At 76.7% G+C, this 14855-nt stretch carries 17 protein-coding genes; 11 read left to right on the top strand and 6 right to left on the bottom strand.

The genetic code is table 11. From position 1 onward, the window contains the following. Window positions 1–144 precede the first annotated feature (144 nt). The 6 genes from ACR9E3_RS31450 to ACR9E3_RS31425 all read left to right on the top strand — a co-directional run bounded on the left by ACR9E3_RS31450 (window position 145) and on the right by ACR9E3_RS31425 (window position 6247). Window positions 145–312 (top strand): DUF4177 domain-containing protein, encoded by a 168-nt coding sequence (locus ACR9E3_RS31450; RefSeq protein ID WP_460384948.1) that lies wholly within the window; start codon window positions 145–147, stop codon window positions 310–312. Beyond that, on the top strand, window positions 309–764 hold the full coding sequence (locus tag ACR9E3_RS31445) for a RidA family protein (protein ID WP_460384947.1): 456 nt from the start codon (window positions 309–311) through the stop codon (window positions 762–764). Before ACR9E3_RS31450 ends, ACR9E3_RS31445 begins: the two co-directional genes overlap by 4 nt. Before the next feature lie 70 nt (window positions 765–834). Further along, entirely contained in the window at window positions 835–1521 is a 687-nt protein-coding gene (locus ACR9E3_RS31440; protein ID WP_460384946.1) for a hypothetical protein, read from the top strand. Then, entirely contained in the window at window positions 1514–4603 is a 3090-nt protein-coding gene (locus ACR9E3_RS31435) for a hypothetical protein (RefSeq protein ID WP_460384944.1), read from the top strand. The genes ACR9E3_RS31440 and ACR9E3_RS31435 overlap by 8 nt, the downstream gene beginning before the upstream one ends. A gap of 10 nt (window positions 4604–4613) precedes the next feature. Continuing rightward, entirely contained in the window at window positions 4614–5426 is an 813-nt protein-coding gene (locus ACR9E3_RS31430) for an NUDIX hydrolase (protein ID WP_460384942.1), read from the top strand. Next, the gene (locus tag ACR9E3_RS31425; RefSeq protein WP_460384941.1) at window positions 5423–6247 is read left to right on the top strand and encodes an MBL fold metallo-hydrolase; all 825 of its coding nucleotides are present in this window, start codon (window positions 5423–5425) and stop codon (window positions 6245–6247) included. Before ACR9E3_RS31430 ends, ACR9E3_RS31425 begins: the two co-directional genes overlap by 4 nt. On the opposite strand, the gene ACR9E3_RS31420 is transcribed toward ACR9E3_RS31425, so the two are convergent. Together ACR9E3_RS31420 and ACR9E3_RS31415 are read right to left on the bottom strand one after the other, a co-directional pair. Then, window positions 6244–6918: a Crp/Fnr family transcriptional regulator gene (locus ACR9E3_RS31420; protein WP_116708603.1), complete on the bottom strand. Its 675-nt coding sequence runs from the start codon at window positions 6916–6918 to the stop codon at window positions 6244–6246. The two genes, ACR9E3_RS31425 and ACR9E3_RS31420, sit on opposite strands and share 4 nt — an antisense overlap. Window positions 6919–7174: 256 nt before the next feature. Next, entirely contained in the window at window positions 7175–7429 is a 255-nt protein-coding gene (locus ACR9E3_RS31415; protein WP_285658661.1) for a hypothetical protein, read from the bottom strand. 142 nt (window positions 7430–7571) lie between these two features. Here ACR9E3_RS31415 and nth point away from each other — a divergent pair, with 142 nt between their 5' ends. Genes nth through ACR9E3_RS31395 form a run of 4 tightly spaced genes read left to right on the top strand, consistent with a single transcriptional unit; the run spans window position 7572 to window position 10913 of the window. Further along, a complete protein-coding gene (gene nth / locus ACR9E3_RS31410) occupies window positions 7572–8324 on the top strand; it encodes an endonuclease III (protein ID WP_460384939.1) in 753 nt (250 codons plus the stop codon). Further along, entirely contained in the window at window positions 8321–8974 is a 654-nt protein-coding gene (locus tag ACR9E3_RS31405) for a TlpA family protein disulfide reductase (RefSeq protein WP_460384938.1), read from the top strand. The genes nth and ACR9E3_RS31405 overlap by 4 nt, the downstream gene beginning before the upstream one ends. Further along, the gene (locus ACR9E3_RS31400) at window positions 8971–9720 is read left to right on the top strand and encodes an NUDIX hydrolase (RefSeq protein ID WP_460384937.1); all 750 of its coding nucleotides are present in this window, start codon (window positions 8971–8973) and stop codon (window positions 9718–9720) included. Before ACR9E3_RS31405 ends, ACR9E3_RS31400 begins: the two co-directional genes overlap by 4 nt. Beyond that, window positions 9717–10913 (top strand): MarP family serine protease, encoded by a 1197-nt coding sequence (locus ACR9E3_RS31395; protein ID WP_460384936.1) that lies wholly within the window; start codon window positions 9717–9719, stop codon window positions 10911–10913. The genes ACR9E3_RS31400 and ACR9E3_RS31395 overlap by 4 nt, the downstream gene beginning before the upstream one ends. Window positions 10914–11006: 93 nt before the next feature. Here the strand turns inward: ACR9E3_RS31395 and ACR9E3_RS31390 are convergent, their stop codons facing one another. The 4 genes from ACR9E3_RS31390 to ACR9E3_RS31375 form a co-directional block, all read right to left on the bottom strand. Then, entirely contained in the window at window positions 11007–11924 is a 918-nt protein-coding gene (locus tag ACR9E3_RS31390) for an alpha/beta fold hydrolase (protein WP_460384935.1), read from the bottom strand. A gap of 29 nt (window positions 11925–11953) precedes the next feature. Beyond that, window positions 11954–12433, bottom strand: coding sequence for a phage holin family protein (locus tag ACR9E3_RS31385; RefSeq protein WP_460384934.1), 480 nt, complete (start codon window positions 12431–12433; stop codon window positions 11954–11956). A 183-nt stretch (window positions 12434–12616) separates the two neighbouring features. Then, window positions 12617–13063 carry an alternative ribosome rescue aminoacyl-tRNA hydrolase ArfB gene (arfB, locus tag ACR9E3_RS31380; RefSeq protein WP_460384933.1) on the bottom strand — a complete coding sequence of 149 codons (447 nt, stop codon included), beginning with the start codon at window positions 13061–13063 and terminating at the stop codon, window positions 12617–12619. 19 nt (window positions 13064–13082) lie between these two features. Then, the gene (locus tag ACR9E3_RS31375; protein ID WP_460384931.1) at window positions 13083–13730 is read right to left on the bottom strand and encodes an acetate uptake transporter; all 648 of its coding nucleotides are present in this window, start codon (window positions 13728–13730) and stop codon (window positions 13083–13085) included. A 214-nt stretch (window positions 13731–13944) separates the two neighbouring features. Here ACR9E3_RS31375 and ACR9E3_RS31370 point away from each other — a divergent pair, with 214 nt between their 5' ends. After that, entirely contained in the window at window positions 13945–14682 is a 738-nt protein-coding gene (locus tag ACR9E3_RS31370; protein ID WP_460384929.1) for an oxidoreductase, read from the top strand. Window positions 14683–14855: the final 173 nt, after the last annotated feature.

Genomic DNA, 14855 nt, shown 5'->3' with positions numbered 1-14855 from the left:
CGCCTGCCGCGGCCGAGCCCCGACCACACGCCTGTCACCAACGTGACGGCCGGGTACACCTAGGCGGCGCCGCGGGACCCCGCGGCCGGTGCGCGCGGGGTCCGGGTCACAGCGCCCCGCGGGGCCTTCTCTACCCTCGCGGCCATGAGTGCGCAGCCCGTGACGTGGGAGTACGCGACGGTGCCGTTGCTGACCCACGCGACCAAGCAGATCCTCGATCAGTGGGGTGAGGACGGCTGGGAGCTGGTCACCGTGCTGCCGGGCCCGACCGGTGAGCAGCTCGTCGCCTACCTCAAGCGGCCGCGCGGATGACTCCGCGCGAGCGCCTGGCCGAGCTGGGTCTCGAGCTGCCCCCGGTCGCCGGGCCCAAGGGCATCTACGTGCCCGCGCGGCGCACCGGGAACCAGGTCTGGACCTCCGGCCAGCTGCCGCTCGTCGGCGGGGAGCTGCCGGCGACGGGCCTGGTCGGCGCCGAGGTCGAGCCGGACGACGCCGCCGCGTACGCCCGGATCGCCACCCTGAACGCGCTCGCCGCGATCGACGCGCTGGTGGGCCTCGAGGCGGTCGCGTCGGTGGTCAAGGTCGTCGGCTACGTGGCGTCGGCGCCCGGGTTCGGCGGTCAGCCCGGCGTGGTCAACGGTGCGTCGGAGCTCCTGGGCGACGTGTTCGGCTCGGCGGGCGAGCACGCCCGCTCGGCGATCGGAGTCGCGGCGCTGCCGCTGGGCGCCCCGGTCGAGGTTGAGGTCGTCGTCGACCTCACGTGAGCTGGAACCGGACCCACCCGGCAGGTCGGGCGGTCCGGCGGGAATGCCGCGGGTGATCGGAGCGCAGCAGGTGGAAACGAAGACCGGGGCCGGGTCTCCGACCGCGTCGTCGAGCGAGGCCGAGCGGGCGTGCCACGACGTCCTGCTGGCGATGCCGGGCCGGCTGCCGGACCGCCTGCTCTGGCGGCTGCGTGACTGGCTGTCCAGCGGCGCGCACGTCGCGCTGCGCACCGCGCTGCCGCGCGCCCTCCTGCGGCACCGCGTCGGGATCACCGAGGACGAGCGGGCGCGCCTGCGGACCGTGGTGCTCGCCTGGGGCGGACCGGCCCGGCTGGTCGACGCGGTGCTGCACGTCGACGCCGCGCCCGACACGGGCGTGACGTTCGCGGGCGCCGGCGGGCCCGGGTGGGACGACACCGACCTCGTGCTGCGCGCCCTCGCCCCCGTCGCCGGGGGTGTGACCGCGGTGCGCCGCGCCTGGCGGACGACGTCGGGTGCGCCCGCGCGCGTCGTGCTCGTCGCCGCCGACGGGTCGACCCGGGGCGGCGAGGCGGCGCTGGCCGGCGCGGTGCAGCGCGCCCTGCGGGCCCGTGGCGAGAGCGACCCGTGCGTGGAGGTCCTCGGGCCGTCGGCGGCCCCGACGGCCTACCACCGCGCCGCCCTGGCCTCCGCCGAGGTGCTCTGGCGCGTCGACGCCGGCCGCACGACGCCGCCGCCGGTCGGCGACCGGACCGGGGAGCTGGTGGGCCATGGCTGAGCGGGACATGACCGGCGAGGAGCGGCCCGGCGCCGTGGGGCCCCTCGGGCTCCCGCGCGAGCCGGAGGTGCCCGCCCTGGCGGATCTCGCCGACGACGTCACGCCCGGGCTCGCCCGCCGCCTCGGACGCGTCGGGTTCGAGAACCTGGAGGCCGACCTCGCGGGGCTCGCCGGCGGCGCCGGCGACATCGCCAACCTCCCGCCCTGGTCGGTCCGCAGCGACCGCGCCACCGCCGGTGAGCGCCCCGACCGCGACCCCGTCGCGCTCGCCGCCTGGCGCCGTGTCGCCGAGCGCCGGCGCCTGCGCGCGGCCGGCGGGTCGGTCGACGTGCCGACCGGCGGCGACGTCACACCGGTGACCGCGGTGTCGGCGACCCCGTCCGACGACGACGCGCACGGGGAGCCGGCCTCGAGGGAGCCGGCTTCGGTGGAGCCTGCCTCGGCCGAGCCTGCCGCCGTGCAGCCGGCGGTGCCGGAGGCCGTCGACGGCACCGCGGAGCGGTTCGACCTCGACCTCGACTTCGACACGGACCCGGCGGACCTGCTGGGCGACGTGCGCGCGGAACGCGACGACCGGGACGCGTCACCGGACGGGCCGACCGAGACGGCCGATGACCGGGAGCTCGATGATCGGGAGCTCGATGATCGGGAGCTCGACGACACGGAGCGCGACGACGCCGGGCCCGAGGACGCGGAGCCCGACGACGAGGTCGGGGAGGTCGTGGACGGCCCGGCGACGCCCGCGGCGCGGGACGCGCACGGACGCCAGCCGGAGCCCGGCCCCGGTGCCCCCACGGCGCGCGGCGGCGGCGACTCGCGTCCCGGGACACCGCCACCCCCTCGCCCCGACGCCGGGGGGCGGCACGAGGTGCTGCTCTCGCTCGCGGGCCGGATCGACGACGACGCCCTGACGTCGGTGCGCGAGCTGGTCGCGGTGGAGGACGACGCGGCCGCGGCGGAGCTGCTCGGCGGCTGCCTGCTGGCGGCCGGGGCCGGCGTGACCGCCCGGGAGCACGCGGTGCTGGGCCGCTGGTTCGCCGCGTCGCGCGTCGACCCGGAACTGATCGATGTGCTGCCCCGCGACCCGGAGGCCGACCGCCGCGAGGACCACCGCTTCACCGCCGACCCCCCGACCTCGGGTGCGGCGTCCGGTGGGGCGGGCGAGGTCGTCGCCCGCGCGGCCGCCCGGCTGCCGGGCGTGCAGCGCGTGCGCCAGGCCTGGCGGACCACGCCGGCCGGGTCCGCGCCCGGCCCGGTGCCGCACCGGGTCGTGCTGGTCGAGACCCGCTCCGCCGACGACTGCGAGCACGTCGCCCACCACGTGGCGCACGCCGCCCGGGAGCTGGGCGCCGTGTCGGTCGAGGTGTTCGCGGCCGGGGCCGAGCTCCCGGCCTACCACCGTGCCGCGGTCCGGGCGGCCCGGCCGCTGGGCACCGCGTCGAGCTCGGCCGAGGAGACGGCGCCGCTGATCGGCGGACCGGCGGCGCCCGGCGCCCGCGGCGGCGCCGCACCGGAGTCCGGGCCGTCGTGGCCGCGCCGTGGCGGGGACGAGGTGCCGCCCTTCGGCGTGCCGACCTCGGCCGCCGGGCTCGGCGCCGCGGCCGGCACGGTCGACGCGCCCGCCGTCGAGCCCGCCCCCGCGGAGCGGGACCCGGCCGCCGGCGACGACCAGTACCGCACCGTGGCCGAGGCCGGGCGGGACCCGCTGGAGCGGACCGGGACGCCCGCCGGGATCCGGAGCGGGCGGGTCGAGACCGCCGAGGACGACGAGCAGTTCACGGCGCCGGTGCGCCCCGCCCCCGGGGAAGCGGCGGCGCGGGCGGCCCGCGCCTCGCGCGCCGACCGCATCGAGCGCGTCGACCGCGCGCCGCGCGACGCGGGCGAGTCGTCCCTCTGGTCGCCGTCCGCGCCGGTCGGGCCGACGCCACCCGTCGGCCGGAGTGCACCCGCCGAGCCGACCTCGCCGCGCGGGGAAGACGCCGGGCCGGAAGGCCCGGCCGAGGAGATCATCGGGCGTCGCGCGCGGCGGGATGACGAGCCGGACGTCCCCGACACCGAGGTCACGGCCGGACCGCCGTCCCCGCCGTCGTCGGACCCGCTCCCGGACGAGCTCGAGACCGTCGCGCCCGAGGAGCCCGCGCCCCTCGACCTCGACACGGGCCAGACCGCCGAGCGCATCGCGGCGCTGTGGCGCACCCCGCCCCCGGACGAGATCCTCTCCGACCAGCACCCGATCTCGGCATGGACCGAGGGACCGGTCGCGCCGACGTTCGGTCCCGGGTCGGACGACCCGGCGACCGCAGCCGTCCCGGACGCTCCGTCCGGCACGTCCCCGGCGGATGCCCCGGGTCCGGTCGACCCGGACGCCGCGACCGGCGACATCCCCGCGGTCCCTGCGGAGGAGCCGCCAGCGGGAGCGGCCGGCGGCCGGCGCTCGCGGCACAGCCGGAACGAGACGGGCGAGTTCGCGATGCCGGTCGAGCCGGGCCCCGGGGCCGGACCCGGGCCGGCACCGATGCCCCCGCCGACGGCGTCGACGCCCCCGCCGGCGACGCCGTCGGCCCCAGCGACCCCGCCGCGGACCAACGGCCACCACCACGGCTCGGAGGACCCGGGCGGATCCCGCGAGCCGGCCACCGGGCCGATGCCGCGGCCCGGGGCCACCCCCGAGCCGGGTCCGCCGCCGCGGCCCGCGGCGTCGAGCTCGGGCCCGGACACCTTCGACTCGCAGCTCTCCGAGCGGGAGCGCGAGCTGCTGGCGCGGCTGCACGAGGAGCTGGCCTCCCGGGAGCGTCTCGAGGCCGACGCGCCCGATCCACTGCTCGGGTACCGGGGCCAGCCGCCGCAGGCCCCGCAGCAACCTCCGCACCAGCCCCCGAACCAGCCCCCGCCCGGTTCCGAGGACACCACGGCACCGCGTCCGCGCCCGACCGGACCACCCCCGGGCCCCGGCTACCCCGCCGGCCCGCCCGCCGGCACCAACGGCACCGGCGCCAACGGCCACCACGGGCCCGTCAACGGGCACGGCCTGCCGCGTCGGCGGGATCACGACGACGAGGACGGACAGCCGCCCCCCGCTTAGGGTGCAGCGGGTGAGCACCGATCTCGTCGACCTGCCCCCGCGGTTCGGGATGGACCGGCCCGCGTTCGACCGGCTCGGCAGTGGTCCGCCCGGTGAGCCGCGGCTCGCGACGTCGGTGATCCTCGTCCGCGACGGCGCCGAGGGCCTCGAGGTCTTCGTCCTGGAGCGGACCACCCAGATGGCCTTCGCCGGCGGGATGACGGTGTTCCCGGGTGGGGGCCTCGACGCGACGGACCGCGAGGCCCTCGCCGAGGGTCTGGTGGACGAGGCGACCGCGGCCGAGGCGGCCCGCAGCTGGGGCGCGGCCCCCGCGGACGCGGCCGCCCTGCTCGCCTGTGCGGTCCGGGAGACCTTCGAGGAGACCGGGGTCCTGCTCGCCGGGACGCAGCCGCCCGCGGGGGCGCGTGAGCGCCTCACGTCCCGGGAGATCACGCTGCGGGACGTGACCGCGCGGATCGAGGCCGAGCGGCTGCGCCCCTGGGCACGCTGGATCGCCCCGGAGACCGCGCCGCGCCGCTACGACACGGCGTTCTTCGTCGCCGCCGTGCCCGAGGGCCAGGAACCCGACGGCGCGACGAGCGAGGCCGTGGCGGCGGCCTGGTGCTCGCCGGCGCGGGCGCTGCGCGAGTGGGAGGAGGGCCGGCGGGCGCTCATGCCACCCACGTGGGCCGTGCTCACCGAGCTCGGCACCGCGGGGGACTCGGCGACGCTCCTGGCGGCCGCGGCCGGGCGCCGCCCGGAGCCGGTGACACCGAGCTTCCGGCCGCAGGGCGACCGGGTGCGCCTCGCGGTGCCCCCGCACGCGCTGGGCGCCGCCCGGTGAGCGGGCGCGTGGTCCCGGCGTCGCCGCACGGCACCCCGGCGCATCCCGCCTACGAGCAGCTGCGTCCGGTCACCGCGGCGGCGTCGGTGGTGCTCGCCGAGAACCCGTCGCCGATGACGCTCGACGGCACGAACACCTGGATCCTGCGCGCGCCCGGCCAGACCGGCTGCGTCGTCGTCGACCCCGGTCCGGAGGACCCGACGCACCTCGACCGCCTCGCGGCGTGCGGTCCCGTCGAGCTCGTGCTGCTGACCCACCGGCACCTCGACCACACCGAGGCGGCCCGGACGTTCGCCGAGCGCGTCGGGGCGCCCGTGCGGGCGCTGGACCCGACGCTGGTGCTCGGGGCGGAGGGCCTCGGCGCCGGGGAGCGCCTCGGGGTGGCGGGGCTCGACCTGCGGGTCCTCGTCACACCGGGCCACACCGACGACTCGCTCTGCCTCGTCGTCGACGACGACGGCAGCGTCCTCACCGGCGACACCGTGCTGGGCTACGGGACGACGGTCCTCGGGGACTATCCCGGGGCGCTGACCGACTACCTGGACTCCCTGCGCGGGCTCGCGGAGCTGCCCGCCGGGACGACGCTGCTGCCCGGTCATGGTCCAGACCTGCCGGATGCACGCGAGACCGCCGAGTACTACCTGCGCCACCGCGAGCAGCGGCTCGACCAGGTCCGGGCCGCGCTGGGCGAGCTCGGGCCCGACCCGTCACCGCGGCAGGTCGTGGAGATCGTCTACGCGGACGTCGACGAGCAGCTCTGGCCGGCGGCCGATCAGTCGGTGGCCGCCCAGCTGGAGCACCTGCGCCGCGTCGGAGGCTAGCGGGCTCTCCGCGCGAGGCGGTCCGGCTCGAGGATCAGGACGCTCTTGCCCTCGAGGCGCAGCCAGCCGCGGGCGGCGAAGTCGGCGAGGGCCTTGTTGACCGTCTCGCGGGAGGCGCCGACGAGCTGGGCGATCTCCTCCTGCGTCAGGTCGTGGGTGACGCGCAGGAGGCCGGCCTCCTGGGACCCGAAGCGCTGCGCGAGCTGCAGCAGCGCCTTCGCGACGCGGCCGGGCACGTCGGTGAAGATGAGGTCCGCGAGCAGGTTGTTCGTGCGGCGCAGCCGACGGGCGACGACGCGCAGCAGCTGCTCGGCGATCTCCGGACGCTGGGCGATCCACTCGCGGAGCGCGTTGCGGTCCATCGTGTAGGCGCGCACGTCGGTGACCGTCGTGGCGGTCGAGGTGCGCGGTCCCGGGTCGAAGATCGAGAGCTCGCCGAACATGTCGGACGGGCCGAAGATCGAGAGCAGGTTCTCGCGACCGTCCGGGGACCGTCGACCGATCTTCACCTTGCCGGTCGAGACGATGTAGAGCCGGTCGCCGGGCTCGCCCTCGTTGAAGATCACCGTCCCGCGGGGGAACTCCACGCGCTCGAGGGACTCGGTGAGCACCTCGATCGCGGCGGGGTCCACCCCCTGGAAGATGCCGGCCCGCGCCAGTACCTCGTCCACCGTCCGCTCCTCGCCCACTCTCACTCAACCGCGCACGGGCGTCGGGCCGCCGGCCCGCGTCCGCACCCTTGTGCTACTTGCTGTGTCACCAGTCACGTGCGCCGCAGCATAGTCACGTCTCTACCCATGATCACGCCACGCCAGGCCCACGGAACTCACCGCATCGGGGCGCCTTCGCCCTGGTCGAGGCAAGCCATCGCCCGTTCGGACCATCATAGACCTCGAGATCCCCAGGCGTCGCTGCCGTGCGTGAGCGTCAGGCTCGTTCTTTGGTCCGCCGCGCGGACAGGCCGCCCCGTTTCCCGAGATTGCGGAGCCGGAACAACTGGAGCGCGCCGCCGATCCCCTGGCGGAACAAGGCCTTGACCTCGTCCGGACGAGCCCGTTCGAGGAAGTCCTCGACCTCGTCCTCGCGCACCGTGCCGGACCGCAGGCGGGTCTCCAGGCGCTCCATGCCGAGCGCGAAGACCATCACCAGCAGCGGGATCAGGATGGCGAGCCAGGCGGTCATGGTGCACGCATCGTCGCGCACCGCCCCGGGCGCTGCGCCATCGGGGTCGTCTGCGGCGTGTCGTCGTCCGTCGACGCTCGGTGTCCGGCGGGCCCGTCGAGGGGCGCCGGGCGCTCGCGGGGGCGGGTCCTACCCTGGGTGGGTGAGCAGGGCTGCGCGCGCCACCGGCGAGGAGAGTCGTCTCGCGCTCGTGCGGCGGGCGCGGCGGATGGACCGCGAGCTCGCGGTCGCCCACCCGGACGCGCACTGCGAGCTGGACTTCAGCTCCCCGTTCGAGCTGCTGGTGGCCACGGTGCTCTCCGCGCAGACCACCGACGTCACGGTCAACCGCGTGACCCCGGGTCTGTTCGCCCGCTACCCCGACCCCGCCGCGCTCGCCGGGTCCGACCGCGTCGAACTCGAGGAGATCCTGCGCCCGACCGGCTTCTACCGGGCGAAGGCCGAGTCGGTCACGAAGCTCGGCGCGGCGCTGGTCGACCGGTTCGGCGGCGTCGTCCCCGGACGGCTCGAGGACCTCGTGACGCTGCCGGGGGTCGGGCGCAAGACGGCCAACGTCGTGCTGGGCAACGCCTTCGGCGTCCCGGGGATCACGGTCGACACGCACTTCGGGCGCCTGGCCCGCCGCTTCGCGTGGACGGAGTCCGAGGACCCGGTGCAGGTGGAGAAGGAGGTGGGCGAGCTCATCCCGCGCAAGGACTGGACGATGCTCTCCCACCGGCTGATCTTCCACGGCCGCCGCGTCTGCCACGCCAAGACGCCGGCCTGCGGGGCGTGCTCCCTGCGTCGCGACTGCCCGTCGTCGGGCACCGGCCAGCAGGACCCGGTGAAGGCCGCCAAGCTGATCAAGGGGCCGGACGCCGCGCACCTGCTCGCCCTCGTCGGCCTCGAGCGGTGACGCGCGCCGAGGTCCGGGCCACCCTCGTGGTCCTCGTGCTGGCCGTCGTCGGGGTGATCGCCCTCTGGCCGCGCGACACGGGATCCGCGCCCGCCGCGGACCCCTCGGCGGTCCTGCAGCCGGCCGCCCCCGCCCCGGGTCCCGACGACCCGGCCGCGCTCGCCGCCGCGCGGGAGTCGGCCGGGCTCGCGCCCTGCCCGGCGCCCGTGCCCGGCGCCGCCCCCGTCGCGCCCCTCGCCGGGGTGACGCTCGAGTGCCTGGGCGCCCCGGGGCAGGTCGACCTGACCACCGCCCTCGCCGGCCGCGACACCGTCGTCAACTTCTGGGCCTCCTGGTGCGCGCCGTGCCGCGAGGAGGTGCCCGCGCTCGCCGCGTACGCCGCGCAGCCGGGGGCCGCCGCGGTGCTGGGCGTCGACGCCGGGGACCGCGCGACGTCCGCGCTCGGCCTGATGCAGAGCCTCGGCGCCCGCTACCCGTCGGTGAGCGACCCCGCGCAGGTCGTCGCGCCGAAGCTCGGCGCGCCGCCGGTGCTGCCGGTGAGCGTGCTGGTCCGCGCCGACGGCAGCGTCGTCGACATCCCGCCGCAGGTGCTGCGCACCCCCGACCAGGTCCGCGCCGCCGTCGACGCCGCCCGCGGGGGCACCGGATGACCGCCGACGACACCGCCGACCTGCGCCCCGGGGCCGCACCGGCCTGGCTCGCGCCGCTCGTGGAGGCCTGCCGGCACCTCGGGCCCGACGACGTCCCCTTCCGCCGCCGGGTGACGACGGCGAACGGGCGCCGTGCCGCGGTGCTCATGCTCTTCGCGGACGAGGGCGGGGGCGCCGGGCCGGAGCTGCTGCTCACCGAGCGGGCCGCGGAGATGCGCGCGCACGCGGGCCAGGCGGCGTTCCCGGGGGGCTCGATCGACCCCGAGGACGCGGGACCGGTCGGGGCCGCGCTGCGCGAGGCCCGCGAGGAGACCGGCCTCGAGCCCGAGGGCGTCGTCCCGCTCCTCACGCTGCCGCCGCTGACGATCCCGGTCACCGGCTTCGCCGTGACGCCGGTGCTCGCCCACTGGGAACGGCCGTCGCCGGTGGGCGTCGTCGACCCCGGCGAGACCGCCGCGGTGCTCCGCGTGCCGATCGCGGCGCTCGCCGATCCGGCGGCGCGTTTCCGTGTCACCGGCCCCTCCGGATACGTGGGTCCCGCGTTCGCCGCAGGGGGACTGCTCGTCTGGGGCTTCACGGCGGGTCTGGTGGACTGGATGCTCACCCTGGGCGGGTGGGCGAGACCCTGGGACGGTTCCGACGTGCGTGACCTCGACGAGGTGTGGGCGCAGCGGCACGACCTGAGTACTGCGCAGCCCGCGCCGAGCCGGCCCGATGCGGCCGCCGAAGGAGGTCCGGTCCGGTGAGCTGGGTGGACATCGTCGTCGTGCTGCTCGCGATCGCCGCGGGCATCTCGGGCTGGCGCCACGGTCTCGCCGTGGCCGCCCTGAGCTTCCTCGGCGTGCTCGGCGGGGCGCTGCTCGGCCTGAAGATCGCGCCGGCGCTGGTCGACACCTTCGAGGGCACGACGTCGAAGATCGTGGTCAGCGTCCTGCTCGTGGTCGCGCTCGTCGCGCTCGGCGAGACGCTCGGGGTCTACCTCGGGCGGGCGCTGCGCGACCGGATGCGCCTGCCCGCGGTGCGCACCGTCGACTCCTTCTTCGGCTCGATCCTCCAGGCCATCACCGCACTGATCGTCGCCTGGCTCATCGCGCTGCCGCTGGCCGGCTCGTCGCAGACCGCCCTGGCGTCCTCGCTGCGCGACTCCCGTGTGCTGGCCGGCGTCGACGCCGTCATGCCGGACCCGCTGCGCCAGCTGCCCTCGGAGCTGCGGGCGCTGTTCGACGCCTCGGGCTTCCCGGACGTGCTGAGCCCGTTCTCGTCCACGCCGATCGCCGAGGTGCCACCGCCCGAGCAAGCGCTGGTCGAGGACCCGGTCGTCCAGCAGGCGCGGGCGAGCGTGCTCAAGGTCCGCGGCCGCGCGCCGTCGTGCCAGCGCGCGCTCGAGGGCACCGGGTTCGTCATCGGCGAGGACCGGGTGATGACCAACGCGCACGTCGTGGCGGGCACCGACGAGGTGTCGGTCGAGGTCCCGACCTCCGACGGCGACAGCCGCACCCGCTCGGCCCGCGTCGTCTACTACGACGACGAGGTCGACGTCGCCGTGCTGGCGGTGCCCGGGCTCGACACCGACGCGCTGCCGTTCGACTTCAGCGGCGCCGACACCGGGGACAACGCGGTGGCGCTCGGCTACCCCCTCGACGGCCCGTTCTCGTCCTCGCCGGCGAAGGTGCGCCAGCGCATCCAGCTGCGCGGGCCGAACATCTACGAGAGCGAGACCGTCACCCGCGACGTCTACACGATCCGCGGGCAGGTGCGGTCCGGGAACTCGGGCGGCCCGCTCGTCGACCCCCAGGGCCGCGTGATCGGCGTCGTCTTCGGCGCCGCGGTCGACCAGGGCGACACGGGCTTCGTCCTCACCGCAGACCAGGTCAGACCCGCCCTCGACGCCGCCCCGAACGCCACCGGCCGCGTCAGCACCGGCTCCTGCGCCGCCTAGCGGCGTCGTCCGGGGTCGGCGTGGTTCGTCAGCCGGCGTGGTTTGTCAGCCTGGCGTCCACGCTGGCGTTCAACGTCAGGAAAGTCACCACGATCATGAACCGTCGAGGAAGTCCAGCAAGGCGTCGGTGACGTGCTGCGGCGCCTCCTGGTGCGGGAAGTGCCCGACGCCGTCGAGGGTGCGGTGGTCGTGCCCGGCGTCGCACCAGAGCGCCGACGCACGGGCCACACGGTCCGACACCCACGGGTCCGCCGCGCCGTGGATCTGGAGCACCGCGACGGTGACGCGACGGGCCATGGCGGCCGCGTAGCGCGCCCCGTCCGGCCGGAACTGCGAGCGCACGCACCACCGGAAGCCCTCGACCGCGGTGTGCGGCACGCGCGGCAGCAGCATCGCGGCGCGGTGGTGGTCGGCGACCTCGGCGAACTCGGGCGCGTCGACCCACGGGGCACCCGAGCCGGCGCGCAGCAGCTCGGCCACCCAGGCGCCGTCGTCACGCCGGAGGCGCCGCTCGGGGAGCCGCGGCGGCTGCACCGACGCCGCGAGGCGCACCGCCGGGCCCCACGGCCGGCGACGGACGGCGTCGCGCGCCGCACGCGGATGGGGTGCTGCGACGACGGCGAGGCGCGACACCACGCCCGGACGCAACGTGGCGAGCGTCCAGGCGACCGCCCCGCCCCAGCCCGCGCCGACGACGGCCGCCTCCCGGGCCCCCAGCGAGCGCACGAGGCCCGCGACGTCGCCCGCCAGGGTCCACAGGTCGTAGCCGCGGGGCGGACGGTCGGAGTCGCCGTACCCGCGCAGGTCGGCGGCGGCCACGCGGTACCCCGCCGCGGCCAGCGCGGGCAGCTGGTGGCGCCAGGCCCACCAGAACCCGGGGAAGCCGTGGAGCAGCAGCACCAGCGGGCCGGACTCCGGCCCGGCCTCGGCCACGTGCAGCTGGATGCCGTTGGCCGAGACCGTGCGGTGGGTCCACGGCCCCGCGATGTCGACGGGCGACCCGGAGGTCACGGTGCCCGGGGAGCGGCTCGCTCGGGGACTCAGGCGGCGTCGGAGCGGCCGCGGTTGAAGACCGCCACCGACTCCTTCGCGGACTCGATGGTCCGCTCCGGCGCCTTGATCTTGCGCACCTTGAGGTACCCGAGCAGGCCCATGAGACCCGCGAACAGGATCATGAGCCCGAACGTCACCGCGTAGCCCGCCCACTGCTGGCTGGGCCAGATGAGGTTGAAGGCCTCGGACACGGCGATGAAGAAGAAGAACAGGCTGAACAGCGCGACGACGCCGGCGACGACGAAGAAGACGCTGCCCTGCACCCCCTTCTTCACCTCCGCGGTGATCTCGGTCTTCGCCAGCTCCACCTCGGCCCGGACCAGGGTCGAGACGTGGGTGGTGACCTCCTTGACGAGCGAACCGACGGAGGCGTCGCCCTCCTGGCGCACCGGCTCGGCGTTGAGGGGGATCGAGGGCACGACCGGCGGGGTGGACGAGCCGCTGGCGGGCTGCTCGGGGCGGGTCACGGGCGCTCCTGGCGAGGTCGGCCGCTCGGTCGGGCTGGGCGAGCGGTGGTGAGGTCGGTCATCGTGCCACGTCATCGGCGGTACGCCGCGCGGCACGGCGCGTCGCCTGCTGATCGCGACCGGCTTTCCCCGTCACCCGGCGACGTACTCCGCGCGTTCCCCCATCCGGGGGCGTCGTCGGCGTCACTCGGCCGCGGGGCGACGCCGCAGCGCTTTCACGGCCCCCTGCCGGCGCTTGGCCTCCAGACGACGCCGGCGCGCGCCCCGGGACGGCCCGGTGGCGCGACGTGCGGGCGGGTCCGGAGCCAGCGCGTCACGGAGCACCGCGGCCAGACGCTCGCGCGCGGCACGGCGGTTGCGCCGCTGGGAGCGGTCGTCCGCGGCGACGACGGTGATCACACCGTCGTGGAGGCGGTCGTCGAGCCGCTCGAGCAGCCGCGCGCGGACGTGCTCGGGCAGCGCGACGTGGCGCAGGTCCACCCAGAGCTCGACGCGCGAGTCGGTGGTGTTGACGCCCTGCCCGCCGGGGCCGCCGGCCCGGGAGAAGCGCCAGTGCAGGTCGACCGCGGGCACGACGACGTCGCGGGCGACCAGGAGGTCGCCCGCGACGTCGTCACCCGTCGGCGGCACGCCGACCAGGATGCCCCTCTCAGCTGCGCGGACCCACCGGCATGACGGTGCGGCCCCACGTGGCGTTGGTGACGATGGCCGTCGCGGCGTACCAGGCGACCAGGGCGGTCAGGATCCCGACGAAACCGCCCACGGTCCCGAGCGCCGAGGCCCCGGCGAGGTCGGCGACGGTCAGGAGCGCGAAGGTGAGGAACAGGGTCACGAAGACGCCGATCAGCGCGCCGGTCGTGCGCAGCGAGGCGATCAGCATGAACAGGGTGAACAGCGTCCACCCCAGCAGGAAGAGGCCGGTCGCGGTCTTGACCTGCGTCTCGGTCGCGCCGGCGGACTCGAGCGCGGGCTCGACGAACTGCACGTACGCCGCGAACGAGAGCCAGAAGGCGCCGTAGGACCCGAAGGCCGTGGCGCCGAACGTGTTGCCCCGGCGGAACTCCCACATGCCGGCGAGGAACTGGGCGATCCCGCCGTAGAAGAAGGCGAGCGGGAGCACCGTCGGCTCGAGGGCCTCGGGGGCGATCTTGGCGTTGAACAGACTGAGGACGAACGTCGTGAGGGCGAACGCCGCCAGCCCGAGCGGGGCCGGATCGGCGATGCTGCTGGCGCCGGTCTCCGGGGGTCGTGCCTCTGCCGCCGACGACTCCGGGCGCACTTCGGTGGTGCTCGACATGCTCGCTCCTCTCCTGCGTGCGGGTCCCGCAACGTGGTGTGCGCGGGGCACCGGCTGTCGTGATGCCGATCACGTGCGAGCCGTACTTCCCCTGACAGGGGATCGTCCATGCGCGGATGATTGACCTGACCGGTCCAGTAACCGTAGGGAAGCGCTGTCCTCCGTTCGGCGGTGTGACGGGGGCCGACGAGCCCGACTGGGACGATCGGTGACCGTGGCCGACCCGCTGGAGCCCCTGACCCGCCTGCCCGGTGTCGCCGACGACGCCGACGCCGTCCGCGACGCGCTCACGCGGGTGCACAACCACCGCGCGAACCGGCGCGGCTGGCCCGCCACGTCCGCCGAGGCCTCCGTGCGCGCGGCGCGCGCCTCGGCGAGCCTCGACGGCGGGGACGCCGAGCTGCCGGCCTCGGGCCGCGTCACCGACCCCGTCCTGGCCGGTTCCCTCCGCGTCGCCGAGGCCCTCGGCGGGCTCCTGTCCGCCTGGCGCTCCGCGCCCGGCCAGGCCCTGGCCCGGCTGCACATGCTCGCCGCCGCCGACCTGCCGGGCGTGACCGACGACGACCTCGGGCGCCCCCGCCGCGACCCGGGGGTCGGGGAGCGCCTCGACGCCCTCGCCGGACTCGTCACCGGCGGGACCTCCGTGCCCGCGCCCGTGCTCGTCGCGGTCGTCCACGGCGAGCTGCTGGCCCTCGCGCCGTTCCCGACGGCGACCGGCGTCGTCGCCCGCGCCGCGGCCCGGCTGACCGCGGTCGGCACCGGTCTCGATCCCCGCGGCCTCGCCGTCCCCGAGGTCGGCCACTACCGCGCCGCCGACGAGTACCGCGCGGCCGCGCAGGCCTTCGCCACCGGCGAACCCGACGGCCTCGCCCGCTGGTTCGCGCACTCCGCGCAGGCGTGGCAGGTCGGCGCCCGCGAGGGGCTCGGCATCGCGGAGGCCGCCGGAGGCTGAGGCGCGCCCTCGCTCGCCGGGCTGTCGCCCGGACGCCGCGGCTGCGGCGTCCGGCGCAGCTCCCGCCCCGCCGTCGCCGGCCTCCGTCCCCACCCCGCGCGGTTGTCCCCAGGCCCGGGACGAGCGCTGACGTCGCGACCGCCGACCGCGGCAGCGTTCTCCGCACCGGCGAC

This window comes from Actinomycetospora sp. C-140, assembly GCF_054796175.1.
This window is presented reverse-complemented; position numbering and strand designations above follow the sequence as displayed.

What these genes read in the sequence shown, in the direction of transcription:
- ACR9E3_RS31450 (WP_460384948.1), top strand. Translation starts at nt 145, where the DNA reads ATGAGTGCGCAGCCCGTGACGTGGGAGTACGCGACGGTGCCGTTGCTG.
- ACR9E3_RS31445 (WP_460384947.1), top strand. Translation starts at nt 309, where the DNA reads ATGACTCCGCGCGAGCGCCTGGCCGAGCTGGGTCTCGAGCTGCCCCCG.
- ACR9E3_RS31435 (WP_460384944.1), top strand. Translation starts at nt 1,514, where the DNA reads ATGGCTGAGCGGGACATGACCGGCGAGGAGCGGCCCGGCGCCGTGGGG.
- ACR9E3_RS31415 (WP_285658661.1), bottom strand. Translation starts at nt 7,429, where the DNA reads ATGACCGCCTGGCTCGCCATCCTGATCCCGCTGCTGGTGATGGTCTTC.
- ACR9E3_RS31400 (WP_460384937.1), top strand. Translation starts at nt 8,971, where the DNA reads ATGACCGCCGACGACACCGCCGACCTGCGCCCCGGGGCCGCACCGGCC.
- ACR9E3_RS31375 (WP_460384931.1), bottom strand. Translation starts at nt 13,730, where the DNA reads ATGTCGAGCACCACCGAAGTGCGCCCGGAGTCGTCGGCGGCAGAGGCA.